The organism is Fervidobacterium sp. 2310opik-2, from assembly GCF_011057735.1.
GTDB classification, from domain to species: domain Bacteria; phylum Thermotogota; class Thermotogae; order Thermotogales; family Fervidobacteriaceae; genus Fervidobacterium; species Fervidobacterium nodosum.
On record NZ_LNGG01000001.1, the window covers coordinates 60,932 to 83,408 of the forward strand.

At 34.9% G+C, this 22,477-nt stretch carries 23 protein-coding genes and 2 tRNA genes; 6 read left to right on the plus strand and 19 right to left on the minus strand.

Translation table 11 applies throughout. The features are described 5' to 3' along the window. Nucleotides 1–31 precede the first annotated feature (31 nt). The 7 genes from AS161_RS00315 to AS161_RS00345 all read right to left on the minus strand — a co-directional run bounded on the left by AS161_RS00315 (nucleotide 32) and on the right by AS161_RS00345 (nucleotide 9,114). Nucleotides 32–1,396, minus strand: coding sequence for an MFS transporter (locus AS161_RS00315; RefSeq protein ID WP_164541357.1), 1,365 nt, complete (start codon nucleotides 1,394–1,396; stop codon nucleotides 32–34). Further along, nucleotides 1,393–2,811 (minus strand): RtcB family protein, encoded by a 1,419-nt coding sequence (locus AS161_RS00320; protein ID WP_164541358.1) that lies wholly within the window; start codon nucleotides 2,809–2,811, stop codon nucleotides 1,393–1,395. Before AS161_RS00320 ends, AS161_RS00315 begins: the two co-directional genes overlap by 4 nt. Before the next feature lie 101 nt (nucleotides 2,812–2,912). Then, nucleotides 2,913–4,637: a proline--tRNA ligase gene (locus AS161_RS00325; RefSeq protein WP_164541359.1), complete on the minus strand. Its 1,725-nt coding sequence runs from the start codon at nucleotides 4,635–4,637 to the stop codon at nucleotides 2,913–2,915. 60 nt (nucleotides 4,638–4,697) lie between these two features. After that, on the minus strand, nucleotides 4,698–6,110 hold the full coding sequence (gene cysS, locus AS161_RS00330; protein WP_011993853.1) for a cysteine--tRNA ligase: 1,413 nt from the start codon (nucleotides 6,108–6,110) through the stop codon (nucleotides 4,698–4,700). 12 nt (nucleotides 6,111–6,122) lie between these two features. Continuing rightward, entirely contained in the window at nucleotides 6,123–7,532 is a 1,410-nt protein-coding gene (gltX, locus tag AS161_RS00335; RefSeq protein ID WP_164541360.1) for a glutamate--tRNA ligase, read from the minus strand. Between the two features lie 162 nt (nucleotides 7,533–7,694). Continuing rightward, nucleotides 7,695–7,856: a rubredoxin gene (gene rd, locus AS161_RS00340; RefSeq protein ID WP_011993851.1), complete on the minus strand. Its 162-nt coding sequence runs from the start codon at nucleotides 7,854–7,856 to the stop codon at nucleotides 7,695–7,697. 52 nt (nucleotides 7,857–7,908) lie between these two features. Then, nucleotides 7,909–9,114 (minus strand): MFS transporter, encoded by a 1,206-nt coding sequence (locus AS161_RS00345; RefSeq protein WP_164541361.1) that lies wholly within the window; start codon nucleotides 9,112–9,114, stop codon nucleotides 7,909–7,911. 191 nt (nucleotides 9,115–9,305) lie between these two features. On the opposite strand from AS161_RS00345, the gene AS161_RS00350 reads away from it, so the two are divergent. From AS161_RS00350 to AS161_RS00375, 6 genes are all read left to right on the plus strand, one after another. Beyond that, a tRNA-Cys gene (locus AS161_RS00350) sits at nucleotides 9,306–9,382 on the plus strand. Nucleotides 9,383–9,389: 7 nt separating this feature from the next. Continuing rightward, nucleotides 9,390–9,465, plus strand: a tRNA-Met gene (locus tag AS161_RS00355). Nucleotides 9,466–9,623: 158 nt separating this feature from the next. Further along, the gene (gene rpsF / locus AS161_RS00360; RefSeq protein ID WP_164541362.1) at nucleotides 9,624–9,998 is read left to right on the plus strand and encodes a 30S ribosomal protein S6; all 375 of its coding nucleotides are present in this window, start codon (nucleotides 9,624–9,626) and stop codon (nucleotides 9,996–9,998) included. A gap of 43 nt (nucleotides 9,999–10,041) precedes the next feature. Further along, nucleotides 10,042–10,452: a single-stranded DNA-binding protein gene (ssb, locus tag AS161_RS00365; protein ID WP_164541363.1), complete on the plus strand. Its 411-nt coding sequence runs from the start codon at nucleotides 10,042–10,044 to the stop codon at nucleotides 10,450–10,452. A gap of 45 nt (nucleotides 10,453–10,497) precedes the next feature. Continuing rightward, a complete protein-coding gene (gene rpsR / locus AS161_RS00370) occupies nucleotides 10,498–10,728 on the plus strand; it encodes a 30S ribosomal protein S18 (RefSeq protein WP_011993847.1) in 231 nt (76 codons plus the stop codon). Between the two features lie 72 nt (nucleotides 10,729–10,800). Continuing rightward, a complete protein-coding gene (locus tag AS161_RS00375; RefSeq protein WP_164541364.1) occupies nucleotides 10,801–11,769 on the plus strand; it encodes an endo alpha-1,4 polygalactosaminidase in 969 nt (322 codons plus the stop codon). On the opposite strand, the gene era is transcribed toward AS161_RS00375, so the two are convergent. The 12 genes from era to infC form a co-directional block, all read right to left on the minus strand. Continuing rightward, the gene (gene era, locus AS161_RS00380) at nucleotides 11,735–12,631 is read right to left on the minus strand and encodes a GTPase Era (protein ID WP_164541431.1); all 897 of its coding nucleotides are present in this window, start codon (nucleotides 12,629–12,631) and stop codon (nucleotides 11,735–11,737) included. The two genes, AS161_RS00375 and era, sit on opposite strands and share 35 nt — an antisense overlap. A gap of 40 nt (nucleotides 12,632–12,671) precedes the next feature. Next, the gene (locus tag AS161_RS00385; protein WP_164541365.1) at nucleotides 12,672–13,634 is read right to left on the minus strand and encodes a DNA polymerase III subunit delta; all 963 of its coding nucleotides are present in this window, start codon (nucleotides 13,632–13,634) and stop codon (nucleotides 12,672–12,674) included. Nucleotides 13,635–13,661: 27 nt separating this feature from the next. Further along, nucleotides 13,662–14,390, minus strand: coding sequence for an ABC transporter ATP-binding protein (locus AS161_RS00390; protein WP_206518736.1), 729 nt, complete (start codon nucleotides 14,388–14,390; stop codon nucleotides 13,662–13,664). Between the two features lie 4 nt (nucleotides 14,391–14,394). Further along, complete coding sequence (gene coaD, locus AS161_RS00395) at nucleotides 14,395–14,874, minus strand: pantetheine-phosphate adenylyltransferase (RefSeq protein ID WP_041257103.1); 480 nt, start codon at nucleotides 14,872–14,874, stop codon at nucleotides 14,395–14,397. Nucleotides 14,875–14,934: 60 nt separating this feature from the next. Continuing rightward, nucleotides 14,935–16,275 carry a replicative DNA helicase gene (gene dnaB, locus AS161_RS00400; RefSeq protein ID WP_164541366.1) on the minus strand — a complete coding sequence of 447 codons (1,341 nt, stop codon included), beginning with the start codon at nucleotides 16,273–16,275 and terminating at the stop codon, nucleotides 14,935–14,937. A 55-nt stretch (nucleotides 16,276–16,330) separates the two neighbouring features. Beyond that, entirely contained in the window at nucleotides 16,331–17,806 is a 1,476-nt protein-coding gene (gene lnt / locus AS161_RS00405) for an apolipoprotein N-acyltransferase (protein WP_164541367.1), read from the minus strand. A gap of 47 nt (nucleotides 17,807–17,853) precedes the next feature. Continuing rightward, the gene (locus tag AS161_RS00410; RefSeq protein WP_164541368.1) at nucleotides 17,854–18,990 is read right to left on the minus strand and encodes a DegT/DnrJ/EryC1/StrS family aminotransferase; all 1,137 of its coding nucleotides are present in this window, start codon (nucleotides 18,988–18,990) and stop codon (nucleotides 17,854–17,856) included. 136 nt (nucleotides 18,991–19,126) lie between these two features. Continuing rightward, on the minus strand, nucleotides 19,127–20,143 hold the full coding sequence (locus tag AS161_RS00415) for a hypothetical protein (RefSeq protein ID WP_164541369.1): 1,017 nt from the start codon (nucleotides 20,141–20,143) through the stop codon (nucleotides 19,127–19,129). After that, nucleotides 20,079–21,017, minus strand: a complete 939-nt coding sequence (locus AS161_RS00420; RefSeq protein ID WP_164541370.1) for a cation diffusion facilitator family transporter — start codon at nucleotides 21,015–21,017, stop codon at nucleotides 20,079–20,081. The genes AS161_RS00415 and AS161_RS00420 overlap by 65 nt, the downstream gene beginning before the upstream one ends. A gap of 85 nt (nucleotides 21,018–21,102) precedes the next feature. Continuing rightward, the gene (gene rplT / locus AS161_RS00425; RefSeq protein WP_164541371.1) at nucleotides 21,103–21,459 is read right to left on the minus strand and encodes a 50S ribosomal protein L20; all 357 of its coding nucleotides are present in this window, start codon (nucleotides 21,457–21,459) and stop codon (nucleotides 21,103–21,105) included. Nucleotides 21,460–21,538: 79 nt separating this feature from the next. Further along, a complete protein-coding gene (gene rpmI, locus AS161_RS00430; protein ID WP_011993835.1) occupies nucleotides 21,539–21,742 on the minus strand; it encodes a 50S ribosomal protein L35 in 204 nt (67 codons plus the stop codon). Between the two features lie 40 nt (nucleotides 21,743–21,782). Then, nucleotides 21,783–22,313, minus strand: a complete 531-nt coding sequence (gene infC / locus AS161_RS00435; protein ID WP_241241291.1) for a translation initiation factor IF-3 — start codon at nucleotides 22,311–22,313, stop codon at nucleotides 21,783–21,785. Nucleotides 22,314–22,477 lie beyond the last annotated feature (164 nt).

Here is a 22,477-nt window from a genome sequence, read left to right on the forward strand (position 1 = left end):
CTAATTTTAGGATATTTTTAAAACCTTTATGTTACCACCATCTTCGGAGTCTCTTCCTACCGATGATAACCTCTTGTCTGTTACCTTCTTGTATCCTTATAGCATGTCTACCAGACAGAGTTGAGAGTACATTTGTAAACAAAGTTGCTGGAGACACATATTTTCTGCTCGATATTCCCGCGAAAAGTGGGATTACAGAGTATCTTAATACACTTTCTATTATGAAGAATATTTGAAGACCAAAGATGTGATAATCTTTTACATAAAAATCAAGCGAATTAAAGAATTTTGCAATAGGTCCCCCTATTAAGGAACCTATCATACCACCTAAACCACCAAGGGCTGAGAATACTGCAAAGTACATTGGTGAGCTACTTGCTGCCGTTTCCATAGGGAGAGTTATAAAAGCAAGGTTCACAGCAGCCCATCCAACACCTGATAAAATAGCGTCTAAAGTAAGAGCTAAGACCCAGTGCTTTTCGTTCATCAAAATCCAAATAGCAGGTGTTATGGAAACGATTGATAAACCGGTTATCAACACACTTTTATGACCGAATTCGTCAGATAATCTTCCCCAAAGTGTGTAAAATAACATCGATAGTAAAGATGCGGTGATAGATGCATAGCTTATATACGTCATTGGTAATTTTAGATTATGTATTTGATGGTATGGGAAAAACGGTGCGGATAATAAAATCACAAAGTTCCACATAAAATAAGCTTTTGAAAGTTTCATAAAATTTTTATCTTTTAAAACTATTCTTAAATCGTTAAGGGATCCTGTTTTTTTCGAACTGACGTCCCTAACTTTCATTAATGAAACAAGAGAGAAAAGCGTAGTAACCATTGTTATTAGTATTATTATCGCGAAATTGAAAGGTTTTTTAATGTTATCAGCTATCAGGGAATACAGATAAAAAACCAAAAGTGTCGCTAAAGATACGAAAAAATTTCTCAATCCAAGGTACTTTCCCCTTCTTTCTGAAGGGATGACATCTGATATAATACTAATCCAGATATTTCCAGCAAATGCTGCGAATACCTGACTGAGCGCGAAGATGAGTATAAATAATTCCGGTTTTCTGTGTTCTGAAAATAGGAGTGGGATTAATATTATCCATAAAAACCTACCTGAGTTAAAAAAAGCTAATAGTTTCTTTTTGTTTGGTAATTTCTCAATAACTGCGGGTGCGAATATTTGAAAAATCTGAAATGCCATGGGAAAAGAAGAGACTAATCCCAAAGCGACTTCATTTAAGCCAAAGTACAATGCGAGTGCTGTGAATATTACCGTTTGAGTTAGAACAAGGTAAAAAGTGGAGAGTGTGCCTTCAACTGTAAGGTACAATTCATCTTTTGAGGCGTGCCATTTAAGTCTTTTTATAAACTCACTCATCCTTTTATCACTCCGATAGGAACACACTTTGCAACTTTGAGCGATATACCAAGTTCATCAACAACTTTAATTACTTTATCAACATCTTTGTACGCTTCTGGCGCTTCCTCAACTATACCTTTTTTTGATTTAGCCAAAAGTTTTACACCTTTTTCATCAAGCTCTCTTATCACATGTTCAACTGAGAGCTCTCGTGTCGCTTCTCTTCTTCCCAAAGTTCTCCCAGCACCGTGAGCAGTTGAACCAAATGTCATTTCTTCAGCTTTTTTCGTTCCAGCAAGTATGTACGATGCTGTGCCCATACTCCCTGGGATTATAACTGGTTGCCCTGTTTCTTTAAATATTTCTGGAAGGTGTGGGTTTCCCGGTCCAAATGCCCTTGTCGCGCCTTTCCTATGTACAATAACTTTTCTCTTTTTTCCATCAATTTCATATTCTTCTATCTTAGCGATGTTATGCGCTACATCGTAAACGAGTTTTACATCTAATCCCGCAACAGATTTAAATACTTTTCTAATGAGATGAGTAATAATCTGCCTATTCGCGAACGCGTAATTTGCCGCACAGTTCATTGCGCTATAATACATCTGCCCCCATTTGCTATTAAATGGAGCATTTATCAACTGTTTATCAGGGAGATTTTTATTATGTTCTTTAAGGTTATCTCTCATGATTTTAATGTAATCTGTAGCGATTTGATGACCAAAGCCTCTGCTACCTGTGTGGATTAATATCGTTATATCACCTTTACCCAACCCAAATACTTTTGCTATTTTCTCATCGTATACTTCTTCGACGACTTGGATTTCAATGAAATGATTTCCCGCACCCAACGTCCCAAGTTCGTCTTTCCCTCTCTTTACAGCTTCTTCACTTACATCGGAAAAATCACAATTTTGTATGTGGCCGTAGTCTTCGATTCTTTCCAAATCTTCGTCGTATCCAAATCCCATCTTTATTACTTCTTTTGCACCATTTGTAACTATCCTTTTGAAATCGTTTTTTGAAAAATTCAACTCACTTGTTTCACCAACTCCAACTGGTACACTCTCATAAATGCGTTTTATTATTGTATCGATATTACTCTTTACGATATTACTTGAACCTTTTACGACAAGCATCCTAACTCCGCAGTTTATATCAAATCCCACACCACCAGGGCTTATAATTCCATCTTCAACATCAAAAGCGGCAACTCCACCTATTGGAAATCCGTAACCCCAGTGTATATCTGGCATAGCGTAAGCAGCTTTTAAAATACCTGGAAGAGTTGCGACGTTTTTGATTTGTTCTATCGCTTCTTTATCTAACGTTTCCCAATCCGATAGAATTATCGCGTCAACTCTCATATTTCCAGCTTTGCGAATTTTGTAAATGTACTTATCAACTTTTTCAAGACCTTCAACAGGTGACATATAAATCACCCCCTAGATATTTTAATCAGTGGTCCCCAGTCTTTTTATCGTTTTTGTACCTTGATTGTAGACCACTGATTAATTCATAACTTTATAATTTATTATTTTTCAACTCTTTTGTGAGGATCGTATTCTTGCTTTGACTTTTGCAAAAATTCATATATTTCTTCTAAAGTTGCTTTCACCTTGAATTGCTGTCCTGTTCTCCACTTGATTTCTACCATTCCTTCAGATAGAGCTTTACCAACTGTTACTCTAAATGGTATTCCTATTAAATCCGCGTCGTTGAATTTCATACCAGGTGATATATTCCTATCGTCTAAAAGTACCTCTTCGCCTTTTTCAACAAGGAAATTGTACAATTCTTCAGAAAATTTCATTAAGTTTTCGTTGTTACTAACTGGTGTTATAACTACTGCAAATGGTGCGACGGATAATGGCCAAATTATACCTTTTTCGTCATGTAGTTGTTCTACAATCGCTCCAAGTGTTCTTGAAACACCCCAACCGTAGCACCCCATGATGAAAGGTTTTAACTGACCATCTTTATCCATGTATTTACTACCCATCGCCTCAGAATATTTTGTGCCAAGCTTAAATATATGACCAAGTTCGATGCCTTTCTTTGCATTTAACGGTTTTCCACAAACAGGACACGGGTCTCCTTCTCTTGTAACTATTAGATCTGCCCATTCATCAACTTTAAAGTCTCTGTCAACATTTACGTTTACGAAGTGATAATCTTTTTCCATTCCACCAACAACGAAGTTCTTCATCCCTTTTACCAAGTGGTCTGCGATAACTTTTATACCTTTCACACCCACCGGACCTAAGAAGCCAATGGGTACACCAAAGTCTTTCAATATGTCATCAGGTGTGGCAAAAGCTAACGACTGGTCGTTTAAGAAATTTTTCAATTTTTCTTCGTTGAGTTCCCTGTCACCTGGGACAAGTGCCATGAAGTATCCATTTCTACCTTTGTAAATAAGTGTTTTTACGATTTTTCTCACTGGAACTCCTAGAAAATCTGCCACATCTTGCGCTGTTTTCACATTTGGAGTGTAGACTTTTTCCATTCCCTTGAGCTCTTCATTATCGTAAATAATTTCACCAGTATATGGCACTCTTTCATCGTTGCCTGCGTACCCACATTCGCAGAAAAGTACATTGCTCTCTCCAGTATCTGCAAAAGCAACAAATTCGTGAGATTCGTTGCCTCCAATTGCTCCGGACGAAGCTTCAACAACCGCATATTTTAATCCGATTCGTTCCATTATATTAGAGTAAGCTTTTCTATGAGCTTTGTATGTTTCATCAAGGGATTCCCAATCGCTGTGGAAACTGTAACCATCCTTCATTATGAATTCTCTTGCTCTAAGCACACCAAATCTCGGTCTAATTTCATCTCTGTACTTGTTTGCCATTTGGTAAAGGGTTATCGGTAATTGTTTGTAGCTATTAAGCTCATTTTGAACAAGGAAAGTTACGAGTTCTTCGTGAGTAGGTCCAAGCGTAAAATCTCTTCCGTGCCTATCTTTTAATTTCATCATCTCTGGACCGTAATCTTCCCATCTGCCAGATTGTTTCCAAAGTTCCGCAGGCTGGATTATTGGCATCAAAATCTCGTTTGCTCCTATGTTGTCCATTTCTTCTCTCACTATCTTTTCAATCTTAAGTAAAACTCTCCTTCCGAGTGGTAAATATGTATACACACCAGCCGCTATTTTTCTTATAAACCCAGCTCTTGTAAGCAATTCTTGACTTGGCACTTCCGCATCCGCTGGTGCTTCTTTTAATGTTGGCGCGTAAAACTGTGAAAATCTCACAAATATCCCTCCATTTTCCAACTTTTTAAAGTCTTACATGTCAATAATTCTAAAATTTTATTAATCATTAATTTCGTATTTTGTACCTTCTGGAGTATCAAGTAATTTTATCTTTGCATTTAAGAGTGCGTCTCTTAGCTTATCAGCTATTTCAAATTGTTTATTCTTTCTGTATTCATTTCTTAAATTTATTATACCTTGTATTAGCTGATCTAACTGTTCGGAATTTACTTGCTGTTGTTTTTGGATTTCACTGTCAAACACTCCAAGAACAGGACCATAAATTCTCTTTACAAGGTGGTACATTTTCAATGCTCTTTCGTCGTTACCTTCATCCATTGATTTGTTAAGTTCTTTAACTGTATCGAATAAAATTGAGAGTGCAACTGGTGTGTTGAAATCGTCGGAAAGTGCTTCCACAAATCTGTCTATGAAGTTTTCCATTTCTTCGTCAATTTTTGGTACCAATGGGTATGGGTACTTTTCCGTGAATCTGTTTAATGCGTTATGCACCCTTTGAGCTGCTCTCATGTTATCTTGAAGTATCTCGTCCGAAAATTCCATAGGTGAACGGTAATGTTTGGACAGCAAGAAAAGCTTTACGCCATCTTTAGTGTACCTTCTTACCGCTTCCCTTACCATGAATGTGTTTCCAAGGGATTTACTCATCTTATCTCCACGTACGATAATCATACCGTTATGCATCCAGTATTTTGCCGGTGGTTTACCTGTGAGCGCTTCACTCTGAGCTATTTCATCTTCATGGTGTGGGAAGATAAGGTCTTCACCACCACCGTGTATATCAAACATATCACCAAGTAATTTTTGCGACATAACGGAACATTCTATATGCCAACCTGGCCTACCGTTGCACCACGGACTGTCCCACGTAGGTTCACCAGGTTTGGCGGATTTCCACAAAACAAAGTCAAGTGGATCTTTTTTCAGTTCATTCACATCAACTCTTGCGCCTGCTCTCAAATCATCCAAATTTTTTCCAGATAGCTTTCCGTAATCTCTTAATTTCCTAACGCTGAAATAAACATCACCATTTTCTGCTGGATATGCGAAATCTTTTTTTATCATTGTTTCAATTGCTTCAACGATATCTTTAACAAAATCTGTTGTTCTGGGGTGGTAATTTGCTGCTCTTACGCCTAAAAGTTGAGCATCGTGAAAATACTCTGCGATAAACGTATCCGCAACTGTTTTCCAATCGACGTTCCATTCTTTTGCTTCGTTTATTATCTTATCATCTATATCTGTAAAGTTTTGAACCATTATTACCCTGTAACCCACGAATTCTAAAAACCTTCTGAGAGCGTCGAAAACAACCATAGGTCTTGCGTTGCCTATGTGAATGTAATTGTATACAGTAGGTCCGCAAACGTACATCTTTACGACGCCAGGTTCTAAAGTCTCAAGTGGAACTTTACTTTTACTAAGCGTATCTGTTATATAAACCTTTGTCATGAGACCACCTCTTCATTTATTTAAATACAAAGAGATCCTCTCTATTACTTCGTCTTTACCAAGGATTTCGAGTATATCGATTAGTTCTGGACCTTCAGTTTTACCTGTAAGTACAAGTCTTAACGTCATATAGAAATCTTTACCTTTGAGCTTTGCGCTCTTCATAGCTGTTTTGAAAGCTGCGTATATTGAATCTTTATCCCATTTTTCAATTTTTTTGAGCTCTGAAAGTAAATTTGTGTAAGTTTCAATAGCCTCTGGAGTTTTTTCCGGTAATTGATGAGGTTTTTCGAAGAAAATATCTGTCAATTCAGGTAACTGCGAAAGTTCTTCTATCCTATCCTTTACAGCGTGGAGTATCTTTGCGAAATATTCATCGTCAACATCTTTTTGCAAGAATGGTTTAGCTATTTTAACAAGCTCATCCATACTTTTCATTCTAATATGCTCTGAATTCATCCATTTCAATTTTTCTGGATTAAATATCGCAGGATTTTTTACAAGTCTTTCAAGCGAAAAACTTTCTATCAATTCTTGCTTTGTGAGTATTTCTTTTCCTTCTGGATGTGACCAACCAAGCAATGCGAGGAAATTAACCAAGGCTTCTGGAAGATATCCTTTGCTTTTAAACTCTTCTACAGATGTTGCGCCATGGCGTTTACTAAGTTTACTCCCATCAGGTCCCAGAATCATTGAGACATGTCCAAAAACAGGTGTGGGCCAACCAAATGCTTCATATAGTGCCACCTGTTTAACTGTATTTGACAAATGGTCATCACCACGTAAGACGTGGGTGATTTTCATAAGGCCATCATCTATAACACAAGCATAGTTGTAAGTTGGCATACCGTTACTTCTTAAAAGCGCGAAATCACCAACACTTCCAGCTTTGAACACAACTTCTCCTTTTACAACATCGTTTATCACGTAATCTTTTCTTGGCATAGAGAAATAAACCGCAGGTCTTAATCCCTTTTCTTCGTATTCTTTTTTTCTTTCAGGGGTATTGTATGACTCAAGCATTTCACGGGTATAATGAGGTGCTTTACCCTCACTGAGTAATTTTTCTCTCAACTGTTCAATCTCTTCTGGGTATGCGTAGACTTCGTAAGCTTTTCCTTCTTCAATGAGTTTTTGCGCATATTCATGATAAAGATGAACTCTTTCACTCTGCCTGTAAGGCCCGTATTGCCCACCGATATCTGGACCTTCATCCCATTCCAGACCAAGCCATTTCAACGCGGAAATAAGCTGCTCTTCGAAAACTTTTTCTGACCTTTCGAGATCTGTATCTTCGATTCTTAAAATGAATTTACCACCTGTTTTTCTTGCGTAAAGATAATTAAAAAGTGCAGTTCTAGCACCACCAACATGTAAATACCCCGTTGGACTTGGGGCAAATCTCACACGAACTTCTGACATATAACCGTTCCTCCTTGTGTTTTTTATTAAATCTCTTATTATTTATTATTTATGCAAACGGGGGCACCACGGCCCCCAATTTTTAACTTTCCACCGAAGATTTAAACTTAAGACATAAACTAAACGAAAAGTATTAACACTTAAAGTTGATGTAAATTTTAGTTATTCTTCGAGTGGTTCAAACATATCTTTGCTTACACCGCAAACTGGACATGTCCAATCATCTGGTAAATTTTCAAATGGAGTTCCTGGGTTTATACCGGAATCTGGATCACCAACTTCTGGATCGTAAATATAACCACATACTGTGCATCTGTACTTCATTTCTTTCACCTCCATCTTTAACTGTGGTAATCAATTATACCACAAAACTATTTCACTTTTCAATAACTACTTTGCTTTTGTTGAAGAAAAATTGAATTGAATATATTAATATACTCAATATAATTGAGAGGAAAGTCAATCCAAAAGTACTTTTAAAATGATCGAGGAATATTCCACCGACAAAAGGTCCAACGCCAAAAAGCAAGCCTATAACCATTTCATGCAGTGCGCCTTGTTTACCATGTTCTTCTGAAGTAGAAAGCAAACCGTAAAATATAGCAAAAGTATAAGGAACCGCATAACTTCCGCCAGCCAAAAAGGCTGTTAAGAAGAATAAGAGAGGAGTTTTGGCGAATAATGCAACAACTCCGGTAAGTAGCACCACAGATAGCAAAACGCCACAGATAATTTCATTGCCTACCCATTTTTTCCAATATTGAAGAGCAATGAATGTAAGCAAAACTCCGATATTTGCTCCAACCGTAAGAAAACCGGCACGTGATATATCAAGCCCAGCCATCTTTATTAACTTTGGAAACTCAGCGAGAACCGATGTGTATATCAATCCGCCAAGGAAAAGAATAATCCTATATTCTAATCTAAGTCTTTTCATCCTGCTAATATCCTTTACAACATCGAATTTATCGCTATCGGTTGTTAATTTTCTATTGGGGGTGAAGTTTATCAATTCGCCATTTATTTTTTTATCACGGCTTATAAGCAAAAAAACAACAATACTCAGGATTATTCCGTAAAAGAATATAATAGAACGTGCTTTTACAGTGAGGTAAGGCCCGAAAGCCACACCAAATATATTTCCAGAGCTCCATGCTAGTGTGAATCTACCGGTTATAGATGGAGGTGTAACTTTTAGCAAACTTTCAGATTGGGCTATTAATCCTTCAACTTGTGGGAAAAATGCGCCGAAGAATATTCCTTGAAGGCTTGCGAAGATGTAAAGCCAAAATCTGTTATTCACGAAGAAACCAGTAAATGATAATACAAAAAGATAAATAAATAACATATTCATCATCTTTTTGTACCCAAACTTGTATCCTATGTGTCCCAAAGTGATACTTGACAAGGCATACAAGAATGACAAAAGAAGGTTTATAAAACCAATTTCGGAGAATGAAAATCCCCATTGAGCGGCTGTTGAATTAATGAAGGTGCTGAATAAATAAGCGTTTATAGATACAAAAAACGAAACTAAGTGATAAAGATGAAAAATGCCACTAAATTTATCTTTTTTTTCCAAAATAATTCACCTCTAAAAACATAAAAATTATACATGCTAACAAAATAATGATATCATTAAAAACGGCATTTGACAACCGTATTTTTATTTATTAATGATGTTTTTGATTATTTTTACTATTCTTCACTCCGCATATATATTTAACCTGTTGACATATTAAAAACTCTGTGGTAAAATCTATCACGCGATGGGGCGACGTAGCCAAGGGGTCTAAGGCGGAGGTCTGCAAAATCTCTATTCGAGGGTTCAAATCCCTCCGTCGCCTCCACATGAGTGGGCTCGTAGCTCAGTTGGTAGAGCATCCGGCTCATAACCGGACGGTCGGGGGTTCGATCCCTCCCGAGCCCACCAGTTCTTTTAAAGCTTTGCAAAGGTTTTGTGAGTGAGGAAGAGCGGGCTTGTTTGCCCGTATTTATTTTATGTAAAATACGCAAAAATAATTCGAAAATTCCCGCTCTGCTTTTTTAGAGGATAAGCAGAGCCGCGTAGACCGAGGGAGGAGGTGCTTTATGAGGATTTACGAAACCATGTTCATTATTAAACCAGATGTACCAGAGGAAGAAAGAAACAAACTTGTGGAAAACGTTAAGAAGTTCCTTGAGGAAAGAGTTAAAGCACAAGTGGAGACCGTTGACAGATGGGGTATTAGGAAACTTGCTTACAAGATTGGAAAGTACTTCGAGGGTGACTATACGGTTATGTACTTCAGATCTAACGGTCAAGGCCTTGAGCAACTTGAAAACTACTTCAAAGTACACCCAGAGTTCATGAGATGGCAAACATTTAGAAGAGAAGACCTTGAAAAGAAAGAAAGAAGAGCAGCACGCCAAAAGACAGGAGAAACTCAAGAGAATGTTTCACAGGAGGAAAGTTCAACAAATTAAAGTTTATCGAAATTGCTTATTTTAAAAAGAAGGTGAATTAATAATGTCTTACAACAAAGTAGTTTTAGTTGGAAGGCTAACAAGAGATCCAGAAACAAAACAGACTCTAGATGGAAATTTGATAACGACTTTCACTTTAGCAGTTAATAGGCCAAACAACGGAGAAGCAGATTTTATACGCATAGTTGCGTTTAGAAAGTTAGCTGAGTTAGCTCATACTTACCTTCAAAAGGGGCGAATGGTTCTTGTAGAAGGTAAGTTGAGGATAAACAAATGGAAAACAAACGATGGGCAATCGCGTTCAACTCCTGAGATATGGGCTGATAATATTGTCTTTGTTGATACAAAGAAAGGCGATAGAGATGTCCAAGACGAGATTCCTTACGAAGATGTCTTTGATACAGACGCAGAAATAGTAGACAACATTCCAGACGACGATGAACCACCGTTTTGATTTTTGATTTTCCGAAAAAATGATATAAAATAGGAGGGAATAGAAATGCCGAAAGTAAGACAGAGAAGGAGAAAAGTAAAGGCTTGTAAAATGTGTGAAATGAACGTTGAATACGTTGATTATAAAGATATAAGAATACTTAAAGATTTCTTAAACGAAAAAGGAAAGATACTCCCAAGAAGGTTAACAGGCAATTGTGCTAAACACCAAAGAATGGTCAAAATAGCTATTAAAAGAGCAAGACAAATGGCGCTCTTACCATATATAAAGTACTAATCTTGAGGACATTTAAAACGCCCCAAACAAGGGGCGTTTTGTATTATTTGTATTAATGGAAGTGATAAGAGTATGTTAGATGATTTGACGAAATATTTCTTATTAATTTTTTTGGCTCTTTTAGTTGCATTAATAGGTTTTACAAAACAAGTTGATCAAGATTGGATATTATTTACAAATGGTTCCGATATTAATCAATTGCTTAGTATAAAATCCAATATTGTTGTAAGTGATTACTCCGCTGATGGTACGGAAAAAACGGAGTTTAGTTATTCTGACATAAGTCAACTAAAAAGCACAGGTAAAAAAGTCTTTGCTTATGTGAATTTAGGTATAGCGGAAAATTGGAGATTTTATTGGAAAAGTCTTAATAAATCCATTATATTATCTCCTTTGGAAGGTTGGAAAGGAGAATACTATGTAAAGTACTGGTACAGAGAATGGTATGACATGATGAGAAATTACTTAAACAGAGTAAAGAAATCGGGTTTTGATGGTGTAATGTTTGATTGGACAAATGTTTATAAACATGAAACTCTGCAAAAGATAACTGGTAAATCTGAGAAAGATTTAAAAATAGCTATGTTTGAGTTAATAAATACTCTAACAAGAGATTTTAACAATTTCCAGTTTGCGTTAGTAAATGGCGAAGAGATACTAAACGATTACCCAGTCCTCACGGATAGAGTTAAGTATGTTGTCGTTGAAAGTTTATTTTTTGATAAGCTCAAACTAAATACTTTATCCGATGCTTTTCAACAAAGAATTAAGATTTTAATAAACGTTCAAAAAATGGGCGTTACTGTTTTATCTGTGGAATACATAGACAACGGTAATCCTTTTGATAAAGAAAACGTTCAAAGAATAAATCAATACATTGAGCTTGCTAAAAAGTACAATTTTTTATACTACATTGCACGATATGACATGAAACTTACTTTTCCGAATGTTCCAAGGATATCTTTGAGAAATTCAGCGGATGATTTTAAAAATTTAGCCGAATATATTATTCCAAATCATCTCTCATCCCTATTTCGTTGAGTATAATAAAATCTTTATTTCTCCAATCTTTTTTTACTTTAACGAACAAATCAAGGTAAACTTTTGATTCTAAGAAGTATTCAATATCCTTTCTCGCACTTTCACCGATCTTCTTTATCATTTGACCTTTCTGGCCTATTATTATACCTTTTTGGCTCTCTCTTTCAACGTATATGTTAGCTCTTATGTAGAAAACTCCGTTTTCTCTTTCTTTTATCTCCTCGACTATTACTGCAACAGAATGTGGTACTTCCTCGTAGGTAAAATGAAATATTTTTTCACGTATTAGCTCTGAAACTATAAAAGAAAGAGGTCTATCAACGACTATATCTTCTGGGTAAAATTGGGGCCCTTCAGGAAGGTTTTCCACTATAACTTTTAAAAGTTTTTCCAGCCCTTCTCCAGTAACGGCGGACGTTTTAACAACTTCTTTCAAGTTCTCTACTTTTTCCATCATTATTTTTTCTATGCTGTTTATTCTATCTCTATCGACAAGGTCTATTTTGTTTATAACTCCTATTACTGGTGTTTTTGATTGATTTACATATTCAATTATGTATTCTTCAGGCGTTTCAAATCCTTCTTTGGCATCTACTGTAAAAAGAAGTAAATCAACATTTTTAAGAGCTTGTACAGCGGCTTTTACCATATATTCTCCTAATCTATGGAGTGGCTTATGTATCCCCGGAGTATCGACAAAGACGATCTGAAAATCTTCGGTGGTGTAAATTACATTGATTCTATTCCTTGTTGTTTGTGGTTTTTCAGATACTATAACAACTTTTTTTTTCATTATGGCGTTTATAATAGAAGATTTCCCGACATTTGGTTTCCCAACAAATGAAGCAAAGCCTGATTTTATTAATTGCATATTAAATTCACCTCTTTTAAAAATTTCTATTTTATAGATTTTTCAAATAGGTTATAAAATTTGCTAAAACAACTTTTACGTCAGCACCTAATTTTATTTGTCTGTCCATTGAATACAAGTACTCAAGCACATTTTTAACTTTTTTTAATGTGTACTTTTCAAGATGGTTTATTGGTGAAAATTTTGAGTCTTTAAATTTAAATCCGAGAAACCTTGTCACTCTAGGAATAGGTATATCTGTTTGTTTTGATATTTCTTTTATTTGTGGCCAGGAGTATTTATGTTTTCTTTCAACTGTTGCTATTAAGTTCAATAATTCAATAAAATGTCTGCTAAGCGCATATAAGACAAAAACGGGTTCGTATTCATTACTAACTTCGAAAATTAAATTTTTTGCATCATCTAACCTTCCTTCGCTCAAAAGGTAAGCGAATTCGTCTAATTTGCTTACAGTTCTCTTGTATGTTATATCTTCTATATCTTCGATATGAGGTTTACCAAGTGAGTATATTTTGATTTTCTCAAGCTCGCTAATTATTGTGTCTTCGTCAGGCCCTACAATTTCTAACAATTCGTGTGCTATCTCTTGTGAAATTTCCACATCTATAAGCTTGGCACTATCCATAATAAATTGTAGCCATTTTTCATCTTCCCAATCCTTTGGCTTATCAAAATTTTGAACGATTACTTTGTCTTTCAAGTCTTTTTGAATAGCTTTTTCGGTTCTAACTAATACTATTACATTTTCATCAGGAAATTCAATTTTATAGAATTCTTCCTTTTCAGACTTTGACCATTCATCGAAATCAACGAGGTCGTATATCTTTCCATCTGAGAAAAGCCCCAAACTTTTTGAAGCGTTTTTCAATTCTTCCAACTTTCCTTCATCGTTTGAGAAGATTTTTATATATTGATAGTTAGTGTATTTATTTAAGTAATCTTTTATGTACAATTCCTTTTTCAATCTTGAGTTACCAGTCAAATAGACAACCATTTATTACACCCCAAATGTCTACGATTTTTATTTTTCAAATTTATTTATAACCTCAACGATTTTTCCGCTTTCCATTCTAAAGATTCTATTGGCTATTTGTGCAACAGTAGGGTCATGTGTGACTATAGCAAATGTTGTACTAAATTCTTTATTTAACTCGATTATCAATTGTTTTATCTGTTCTGCATTTTTACTATCAAGGGCGCCTGTTGGTTCGTCTGCCCATATTATCTTTGGACGAGTTGATAGTGCCCGCGCTATAGAGACTCTTTGCTGTTCTCCACCAGAAAGTTGTGATGGATAAGCATCCTTTCTATGAAGTATATTCAACTTTTCTAAAAGTTCCAGTGCTCTTTTTCTTGCTTCAGAAAGTGAATATTTGTTCAAAAGCATTGGTAATTCAACATTTTCCACTGCATTCAGCACAGGAATTAAGTTAAAAAATTGGAAAATGAATCCCATATTCTTTGCTCTGAATTTCGTTTTTTCTTCTTCACTTAAACTCGTTATATCTACCCCATCAATGACAATTTGTCCAGAAGATGGTACATCAAGCCCCGCTAATAAATTCAAAAGCGTTGTTTTACCAGAACCTGAAGGACCAAGTATCGCTATAATTTCACCTTCGTATATTTCAAGGTTTACGTTGTCTAAAGCGATAACTTTTGACGGACCATTCCCGTAAATTTTTGATAAATTTTGTGCTTTTACTAATGCTTTATTTGACTTATCTTCAAGCATGTGATTTAATTCCATAATTTCACCTCTTTTGAATTTTTTCAGACAACTTCTTAGCTACATTCTCCGGAACCCACTGGGATATTGGTCCTCCGAAAGAAGCAACTTCTTTTACAAGACTTGAAGAAAGAAAAGAATAACTTTTATCGGTCATAAGAAAAACAGTTTCTACTCCATTGCATATCTCTTTATTTGCAAGTGCCATCTGCAATTCATATTCAAAATCCGTAACAGCGCGAAGACCTCTAATAACAACGTTAATTTTATTTTTTTCAGTGTATTCAACAAGCAAACCAGAAAAACTTTCTATTTTTACGTTTGGGATATCTTTTAAACACTCTCTAACCATTTCTATTCGTTCTTCTACGGTAAACGTATAATTTTTTCTCTTGTTTTCCATAACAACGACATATAATTCATCAAAGAGTTTTGCAGCTCTTTTAGCTATATCTATATGTCCATATGTAATTGGATCGAATGAACCAGGATAAACAGCTCTTATCATTCTAGTACCTCCTGTCCCACATCAACGGTCTTTTTTCACTGTTAATCGCTTAATGTTTTATGAATTGGAATGGAAAGCATCGGCTTCAAAGAAATTTGTGAAAGATGGATTAAACATAAGTGTTACTGTACCTATTGGTCCATTTCTTTGCTTGCCTATTATAATCTCAGTTTCGTGTGGAAGGTCAACGTGTTGTTTCTTGTAATATTCATCCCTGTAAAGGAATATTACAACATCGGCATCTTGCTCAATAGCACCAGATTCACGCAAATCACTGAGCCTTGGACGTTTATCTTCTCTTTGTTCAACAGCTCTTGAAAGCTGAGATAGTGCAATAATAGATATGTCTAATTCTCTTGCGAGTAATTTTAACGAGCGTGAGATTTCGGATATCTCTTGTTGACGACTATCTCTTCTATCACCAAGGTTCATAAGCTGCAGATAATCTATGAAAATCGCATCTACGTTATATTCTTTTTTCATTCTCCTTGCCTTTGCCCTTAGTACACGCGGTTCGAGATTTGATTCATCATCGACGATAATATTTGCCTTCATTAATTTCGAAGCACCTTGAACAAGTCTTTTCCATTCATCATCGCTTAACCAACCTCTTCTTACTTTTTGGAGATCTACAAGGGATTCCATACATAACAATCTTTGTATAAGCTGCTCTCTGCTCATTTCAAGACTGAATATACCAACCGATGCTTCGCCTACAAGCGCCATATTTTTTGCTAAGTTTAATGCGAATGCAGTTTTTCCAACGCTCGGTCTTGCGGCGATTATTATTAAATCGGATCTATGAAATCCTGATGTCATTTCATCAAGCTTCTTAAATCCAGTTGGTATACCCGTGACAAGGCCACCCAGTCCTTTTAGGTGTTTTTCTCTCAATTCTTCTAAATGTTCAAATACTTCTGTCAATGCACTTTTAACATCGATGTATGTCTTAGTGGCTCTAGATTCGGCTATTCTGAAAACAAGCCTCTCGGCTTCATCTAAAATTTCATCGACGGCCACATCTGTATAAGCATTTTGAACTATCTGACTTCCAGCCGCTATTAGTTCTCTGAGTATAGCTTTATCACGTATTATTTGAGCATAAACTTCAGCGTGAGCCGAAGTTGGGACACTATCGGCAAGTTGGGCAACGTAAAGTTCTCCTCCAATCTTGTCGAGTAAATCTTGGTTTCTCAATCGATCGCAAACAGAAATTATATCAATGGGTAATCCTTCATCGTGTAATTGTTCTATTACGGAGAATATGTACCTATGTCTTTGGTCGTAAAAATCAGAAGAGCTAACAATTGAAACAATATTATCCAATTTTTCTGGTTCTATTAGAATACTTCCAATTAAAGCCTGTTCAGCTTCGATATTCGCCGGAACGTTTTTCACTATTTAAACCTCCCAGATATATAAATAATTTATGTCTGAAAAACTAATCAAAAAGTTAATCAAAAATTGAACTTTTTCGTTTCGATGACAATCCAGAAAATATCATAAAGAATAAAGCTATTATAACTATGTAATCGCCGTATTTTGTGTAGAATGTGGTTTTATTATTTGTTTTTACATATAATACCTTCCATACTGTTCCATCAGGCAGTATTTGAAAATTGCCATAATAATCAGCCACACCACTTACCCCTGTATTTGAAACTTGAACAACGTACCTACCATTTTCCACAGCTCTGAAGATTGTTTGTGTGTAATGTTGTATTAAAGCTATTTTTGATTTATACCAACCATCGTTTGTGGAAACTATTATAAAGTCTGAATCTTTTGCAACTTTACGTGTTAGTGAAGAGAAATATGATTCAAAGCAAATTAAAAAACCAACATTCCCATATCCATCGATTTTTATCTGTTTTAAAGTACCTGGTGTGAAATAATACATTCCTTTGAGAAATTCAAAATGACCGAATATAGATTTGTAAGGAAGCATTTCAACAAATGGGAAAAGCTTTATTTTATCATATTTATCGACATAGACGCCTTTAGTGTAAATGTTCAAACTGTTAAAAACTGCGTTCCCTTCAAATGTTGGATAACCAATTACTATCGTTCTATTTTTGAAAGATTGAATAAGTTTTTCTTCAACTTCTTTATTCCTTCTTATATCTTCCCCTGGGAAAACAGCCTCAGGAAATACTGTTAAAAAGTCGGGTGAATCAGAAAATTTTTCGTTCAAATATTCAAGTATTGTTGAGGAAGGATAAGTGTATTTTACATTTTGCGGAACGTTTGTTTGGGCTAAAACAACGGGCTTTTCACCAATAGTAATTGGCAACTTTGAATCTATAATCCCGTTTACAAGAATTATTATTGCAAAAGAGGCTAATACAATTGATATTCCGTACTTATTCTTTTTTAAAAGTTTATAAGCCTCATAGTTAAAAATCACTATTATTAATACCAAACCCAAAGTTCCAGTAATCTGTGTTATTTGGATTAAGCCTTTAAAGCTGTAAAGAGCGTCACTCAATCTTCCACCTGTGAATCCAAGATCTCCCAAACTTCTAAGATACTCTGAAATGACATAAACAGACGCAACAAAAATAGGTTCTAAAATTCTGAATCTAATCTTCTCATTCCACAGACCATATAGAAATCCAAAAAGTAGGAAAGGAAGAGCTTCTAATACACAAAAGAGTATAAAAACTAAAATACCTGTGACTGACGAGAATCTGCCAAAAAGCTCAGGCATCCCTTTAGTTAATGTATTTATCAAATAATGAAAATTCGCAAATGAAAATATAAAAAAATACAAAAAGCTTAAGATAGCTGCTGAAAAAGGTCCTTTTTTTTCAAGGGCAAAGAACAAAGGTATCAAAGAAAAAAATATTAATCCCCCGTATAGATAACCAGGCATTGATATTGTTGTAAGCAAAGATGAAAACGCAACATTCAAAATACTCTCTAACACACCTAATCCCCCTCTTCGTGTTTTTAACCAAGTTTTATATGATTACATTAAGCGAATATTTCTAACGCTTCTTTTAACTTTTCGACCACGTATTCTTGGTCTTCTTGTATCAAATCAGTGTAAAATGGCAATGCCAAAGTTCTTTCAGCTACACTTTCTGTAATTGGTAACATTCCCTCTTTCCATCCTAACTCCCTGTATGGTTTTTGCAGATGTACTGGCTCAAAGTAATTTCTAACTTGTATACCGTTATTTTCAAGATATTCCATAATTTTTTTTCTTTTTTGTCTATTTACGCTTTCTGGAAGTTGGACAACATAGACAAACCAAGACATCTTTGTAACATACTCTTTTACTACAGGTGTTTTGACTTCAAGGTTAGAAAGCAAATAATTGTATCTTTGCGCCACTTTATCCCTTTTGCCTATAATATCATCTATTCTTTTCATTTGTGACCAACCCAAGGCAGCAGACATCTCATCGATTCTATAATTGTATCCAACGTATTCATGTGCAAGCCAACCTTCACCTTCGCCTCGACCTTGATTTCTCAAAGACTTGGAAATTTTGTATATATCCTCATCGTTTGTAACTATAATTCCACCTTCACCAGTCGTAATTTGCTTATTTGCATAGAACGCAAAGGCACCAGCTATTCCAAAAGATCCAGCCTTTTTCCCCTTATATTCACTTCCCAATGCTTCGCACGAATCTTCGATTATTTTTACACCATACTTATTGCAAATCGCCTCAATCCTATCCCAATCTAAAGGATGCCCAAAAACATCTACCCCCATGAAATATATTTTTTCGTATTTTTCAGAATTTTTGCTTATTACCTCTTCTAAATGAGAAAAATCGGTGTTTAAAGTGTCAGATTCTATGTCAACAAATTCTACACTACCTTTTTCAAATAAAGCAACATTAGCAGAGGCGATAAATGTAAATGAAGGAGCTATAAGCAATGATTTTTCTGTAAAACCAGAAGCTTTTAATATCAAATGCAATGCACTTGTCCCACTTGAAACAGCAACTGCGTACTTTGCTCCTACAAAATCTCGAATAGAATTTTCGAATTCTTCTGTGTATTTACCGATACTTAATCTTCCTGATTTTAGGACTTCGACAACAACTTCTATATCAGAAGAATTTATTTGTGGGCTTGACAAAGGCACTTTTTTCACTCATAATCACACTCCCAAATTTATTTTTGTATTTTTAAATTAGTCATTATAAATTATATCACAGTACGTAACAAAAAACCCTACACGAATAATAATGTGTAGGGATTAGTCGTAAATCGCTTGTAAATTTTCACCTTCACTCAAATTTTATTCGCTTTAAGAAATTATACTCATTCAAAGCCTCATCAAACATACCGGCTGATTCATATAACTGAGCGAGTTTAAGCCTTTTTTCTTCATTTAATGGGTCTTTCTCGACTATCTTTTTATAACTCAACGCCGCTAACTTTTTCAATCCTAGTAATAAGAATATCCTGTATCGTATAATCCGTAGAGAAAAAGATATTAGCAATGCTACTAAGAGCAATATTGTTATTAAAATACGAATGTTAGATAATGTGCTAAACGAAAATTTAATTAAAAATTCCCATATAGACACTAAAATATTTTTGTTTAATTTTAGTCTTCTTTCAATAAAAGAATTTTTATACGAAGGGTAGTATTTTAAAATATCTTTATATACGTTGGCCAACGATATTTTTTCTTCATTTGTTATGTCTTTATTTTTCACAAAATTTGTAATTTCTTCTATTATCATATTTAGCAGCTCGTCTTTTATTTGTTGTGGAAGTGAAGGTAAAACAGTTTCAAAAAACTTTTTTGACAGGACTTTTTGTTCAAGTAATTCCACCAAAGATTTCGAAAATTGGTTTTTATCAGGTATATGGATAATTTTGAGAAGATAAAGAGAATCAATGTTGTTTTTCAAATTTTTCAGGAGATAATTTGATATGCTTTCTTCACCGAATATATCAAGAAGTAGATACTTTGTTTTTTCAGTTATTGCGTTTGTTTTTAAAAAATCAATTAGACCTTCTATATCTTCTTCCAGCGCGAATTTGTACTGTACTAATTTTCTTTTCGCGTAAATTTTCTTCCCAACTTTGTCAATTTCATCTGAGTTTATATATTGACTTTGTTCGTTGGAAAGTTGAGAAATATAAATTAAATACATGTTCCAGGCAAATTCTGGATCAGATTTAGATTTTTCTAATATCTCGTTTAAATTTAATGATAACACTTTTGAACTAATTAGAACTATTACCGCTAATCCTATGATTATCTTCAGAAAGTCCAAACGGCTCTTTTTCATCGTTTGCCTCCGGCTCAACGTGTATAACAATATCATATATATCTTTTGTTTCACAAAGTTGTTTTTTTATGCATTTTGTTATATCATGCGCTTCTTTAACAGACATATTTTCGTTAACTTCAATGTCCATATCTATGTCGAACTTATTACCTATTTTTCTAACTCTTACTTTATGTGGATTTGATGCGCCACAAACCTTACAGGCTTCAAAAATTTTGTCGTATATAAGCATTTCTTCATCTTTTAATCCATCCATGAGCTCGTGAGCATTTTCTTCAAAAACTTCCCATGCTACTTTTATTATTATACCAGACATAATTATACCAACAAGCGGATCCATCCAAGACAAACCTATTTTGTTTAAAAATACTCCAAGAAAAACGAGTCCTGACATTATTATATCATTTCTCATATTTTTTGCTTCCGCAATCATAGCGTGACTTTTGTGTTTTTTGCCAGTTGTGTATTCTATTGCAAAAAGAAAAGTTTTACCAAGAACTGATATTATCGCTGCAAAGAGCGGTAAAAAACCTGTTAAAACTTCGTATTGACCAGTTATAAGTCTTTTAGCACTTTCTATTAACAAGCTAACACCTGCGTAAAATATTACGAAGGATATTATCTTTGCGCCTATGTTTTCAGCTTTTTGGTGGCCATAAGGATGCTCTTTATCCGCAGGTTTTTTCGATATTACTGTTGCTATCAACATAGTGGAAGATGTGAGAATGTCTGTCGATGTATCTATACCATCAGCTAAAACGGCCATACTTTTGAAAATCAAGCCAATACTAACCTTTATAATTGCCAAAATCAAATTTGTGAAAACTGCAATGATAGAAATTTTTTTTAATTCTTTTTCGGCTATACTTTCCATTTTAAGGCCTCCTTGCTTTAGAGCATGAAAATTATTAAAAAACAAAGGGGCATACGCCCCTTGCTATTGAGAATCAATATCAATTTTACTTTCCAAGTGCTGCTTTAGCTATATTTACATATTCTTTAAAGCTTTCTGGATCGTTAACTGCCAATTCCGCAAGCATTTTTCTGTTTATCGCAACATTAGCGAGTTTCAAACCGTGAATCAATTCATTGTATTTTAATCCTTCATTTCTTGCGGCGATGTTTATTCTTGTGATCCATATCTTTCTGAAGTTACCTTTTTTATTTCTTCTACCATCAAAAGCAAATTTTAATGCTCTATAGTAAGATTGTTTAGCAAGAGAATACCTTCTTCTCAATGCACCTCTAAAACCTTTTACAAACTTCAGAATCTTTTTCTTTTTCTTTTTTGAATTGACGGCATTTTTTACGCGCATGGTTTATATCCTCCTTTTTTTATTTTTTGAATTCGTAAAAGTTAAATAAATTTATCGATGCGAAAAGTACCAAAAACTATTATTTCTTTCCAAGTAACCTTAATATTCTTGATTCATCTGATTTTGCGATAACATCTTCAAGTCTTAAAGCTCTCATTGTTGAACGTCTTTTCTTACCTGTCTTATGCCATGCGTTTGCATGTCTTCTCATAATTTTGCCGTTTTTTGTTACTTTAAATCTTTTTGCAGCAGTCTTGCTTGTTTTCATCTTTTGCTTAGCCATTGTTTATCCCTCCTGTCTTAGTCTAAATTTTTATTGTACTTTAAAGGTTTTTTGGTTTCAAAACCATCCACATATCACGGCCTTCCATCTTTGCTTCTTTTTCAACGCTTCCAATGTCAGCAATGTCATTGGAAATCCTATCGAGAATCTCTTTCCCTTTCTCAACAAATGCCAATTCTCTTCCTCTGAACATTACGGTAACCTTAACCTTATTTCCGTCACTTAAAAATCTTTTTATATGTTTAAGCTTTGTTTGATAGTCATGCTCGTTTATAACAGGTCTAAACTTCATCTCTTTAACTTCAATAATTTTTTGGTTTCTTTTTGCTTTTTGCTCTCGCTTTGCTAATTCGTATTTGTATTTACCATAATCTAATATTCTCGCAACTGGTGGTTGAGCATTTGGTGCAACTAAAATCAAATCGAGTCCTTTTGACTTAGCCAAATCGATAGCAGCAGTTTTCGACATAACACCAATGGCTTTACCTTCTTCATCAACCACTCTTAATTCTGTGAAAGGAATTTCTTCGTTCTTTATAATCTTTTCTTTTTCGTTTTTAATAATTTTCACCCTCCTGTTTTGGTTTTTAATTTAGTTTTTGCAAAAATAAAAACGGGCAAAAGCGCCCGTTGTTTTATAACACATTATGATTTATCACAGTTCTACCTTTCAAACTTAACTTTTCTGATACCCAAACAGCATTTTGCCGTTGGGTGGGAAGCCGGGCGCCTCCA

What these genes read in the sequence shown, in the direction of transcription:
- AS161_RS00315 (WP_164541357.1), bottom strand. Translation starts at nt 1,396, where the DNA reads ATGAGTGAGTTTATAAAAAGACTTAAATGGCACGCCTCAAAAGATGAA.
- AS161_RS00320 (WP_164541358.1), bottom strand. Translation starts at nt 2,811, where the DNA reads ATGTCACCTGTTGAAGGTCTTGAAAAAGTTGATAAGTACATTTACAAA.
- cysS (WP_011993853.1), bottom strand. Translation starts at nt 6,110, where the DNA reads ATGACAAAGGTTTATATAACAGATACGCTTAGTAAAAGTAAAGTTCCA.
- gltX (WP_164541360.1), bottom strand. Translation starts at nt 7,532, where the DNA reads ATGTCAGAAGTTCGTGTGAGATTTGCCCCAAGTCCAACGGGGTATTTA.
- rd (WP_011993851.1), bottom strand. Translation starts at nt 7,856, where the DNA reads ATGAAGTACAGATGCACAGTATGTGGTTATATTTACGATCCAGAAGTT.
- rpsF (WP_164541362.1), top strand. Translation starts at nt 9,624, where the DNA reads ATGAGGATTTACGAAACCATGTTCATTATTAAACCAGATGTACCAGAG.
- ssb (WP_164541363.1), top strand. Translation starts at nt 10,042, where the DNA reads ATGTCTTACAACAAAGTAGTTTTAGTTGGAAGGCTAACAAGAGATCCA.
- rpsR (WP_011993847.1), top strand. Translation starts at nt 10,498, where the DNA reads ATGCCGAAAGTAAGACAGAGAAGGAGAAAAGTAAAGGCTTGTAAAATG.
- AS161_RS00375 (WP_164541364.1), top strand. Translation starts at nt 10,801, where the DNA reads ATGTTAGATGATTTGACGAAATATTTCTTATTAATTTTTTTGGCTCTT.
- AS161_RS00385 (WP_164541365.1), bottom strand. Translation starts at nt 13,634, where the DNA reads ATGGTTGTCTATTTGACTGGTAACTCAAGATTGAAAAAGGAATTGTAC.
- AS161_RS00390 (WP_206518736.1), bottom strand. Translation starts at nt 14,390, where the DNA reads ATGGAATTAAATCACATGCTTGAAGATAAGTCAAATAAAGCATTAGTA.
- AS161_RS00415 (WP_164541369.1), bottom strand. Translation starts at nt 20,143, where the DNA reads ATGAAAAAGAGCCGTTTGGACTTTCTGAAGATAATCATAGGATTAGCG.
- AS161_RS00420 (WP_164541370.1), bottom strand. Translation starts at nt 21,017, where the DNA reads ATGGAAAGTATAGCCGAAAAAGAATTAAAAAAAATTTCTATCATTGCA.
- rplT (WP_164541371.1), bottom strand. Translation starts at nt 21,459, where the DNA reads ATGCGCGTAAAAAATGCCGTCAATTCAAAAAAGAAAAAGAAAAAGATT.
- rpmI (WP_011993835.1), bottom strand. Translation starts at nt 21,742, where the DNA reads ATGGCTAAGCAAAAGATGAAAACAAGCAAGACTGCTGCAAAAAGATTT.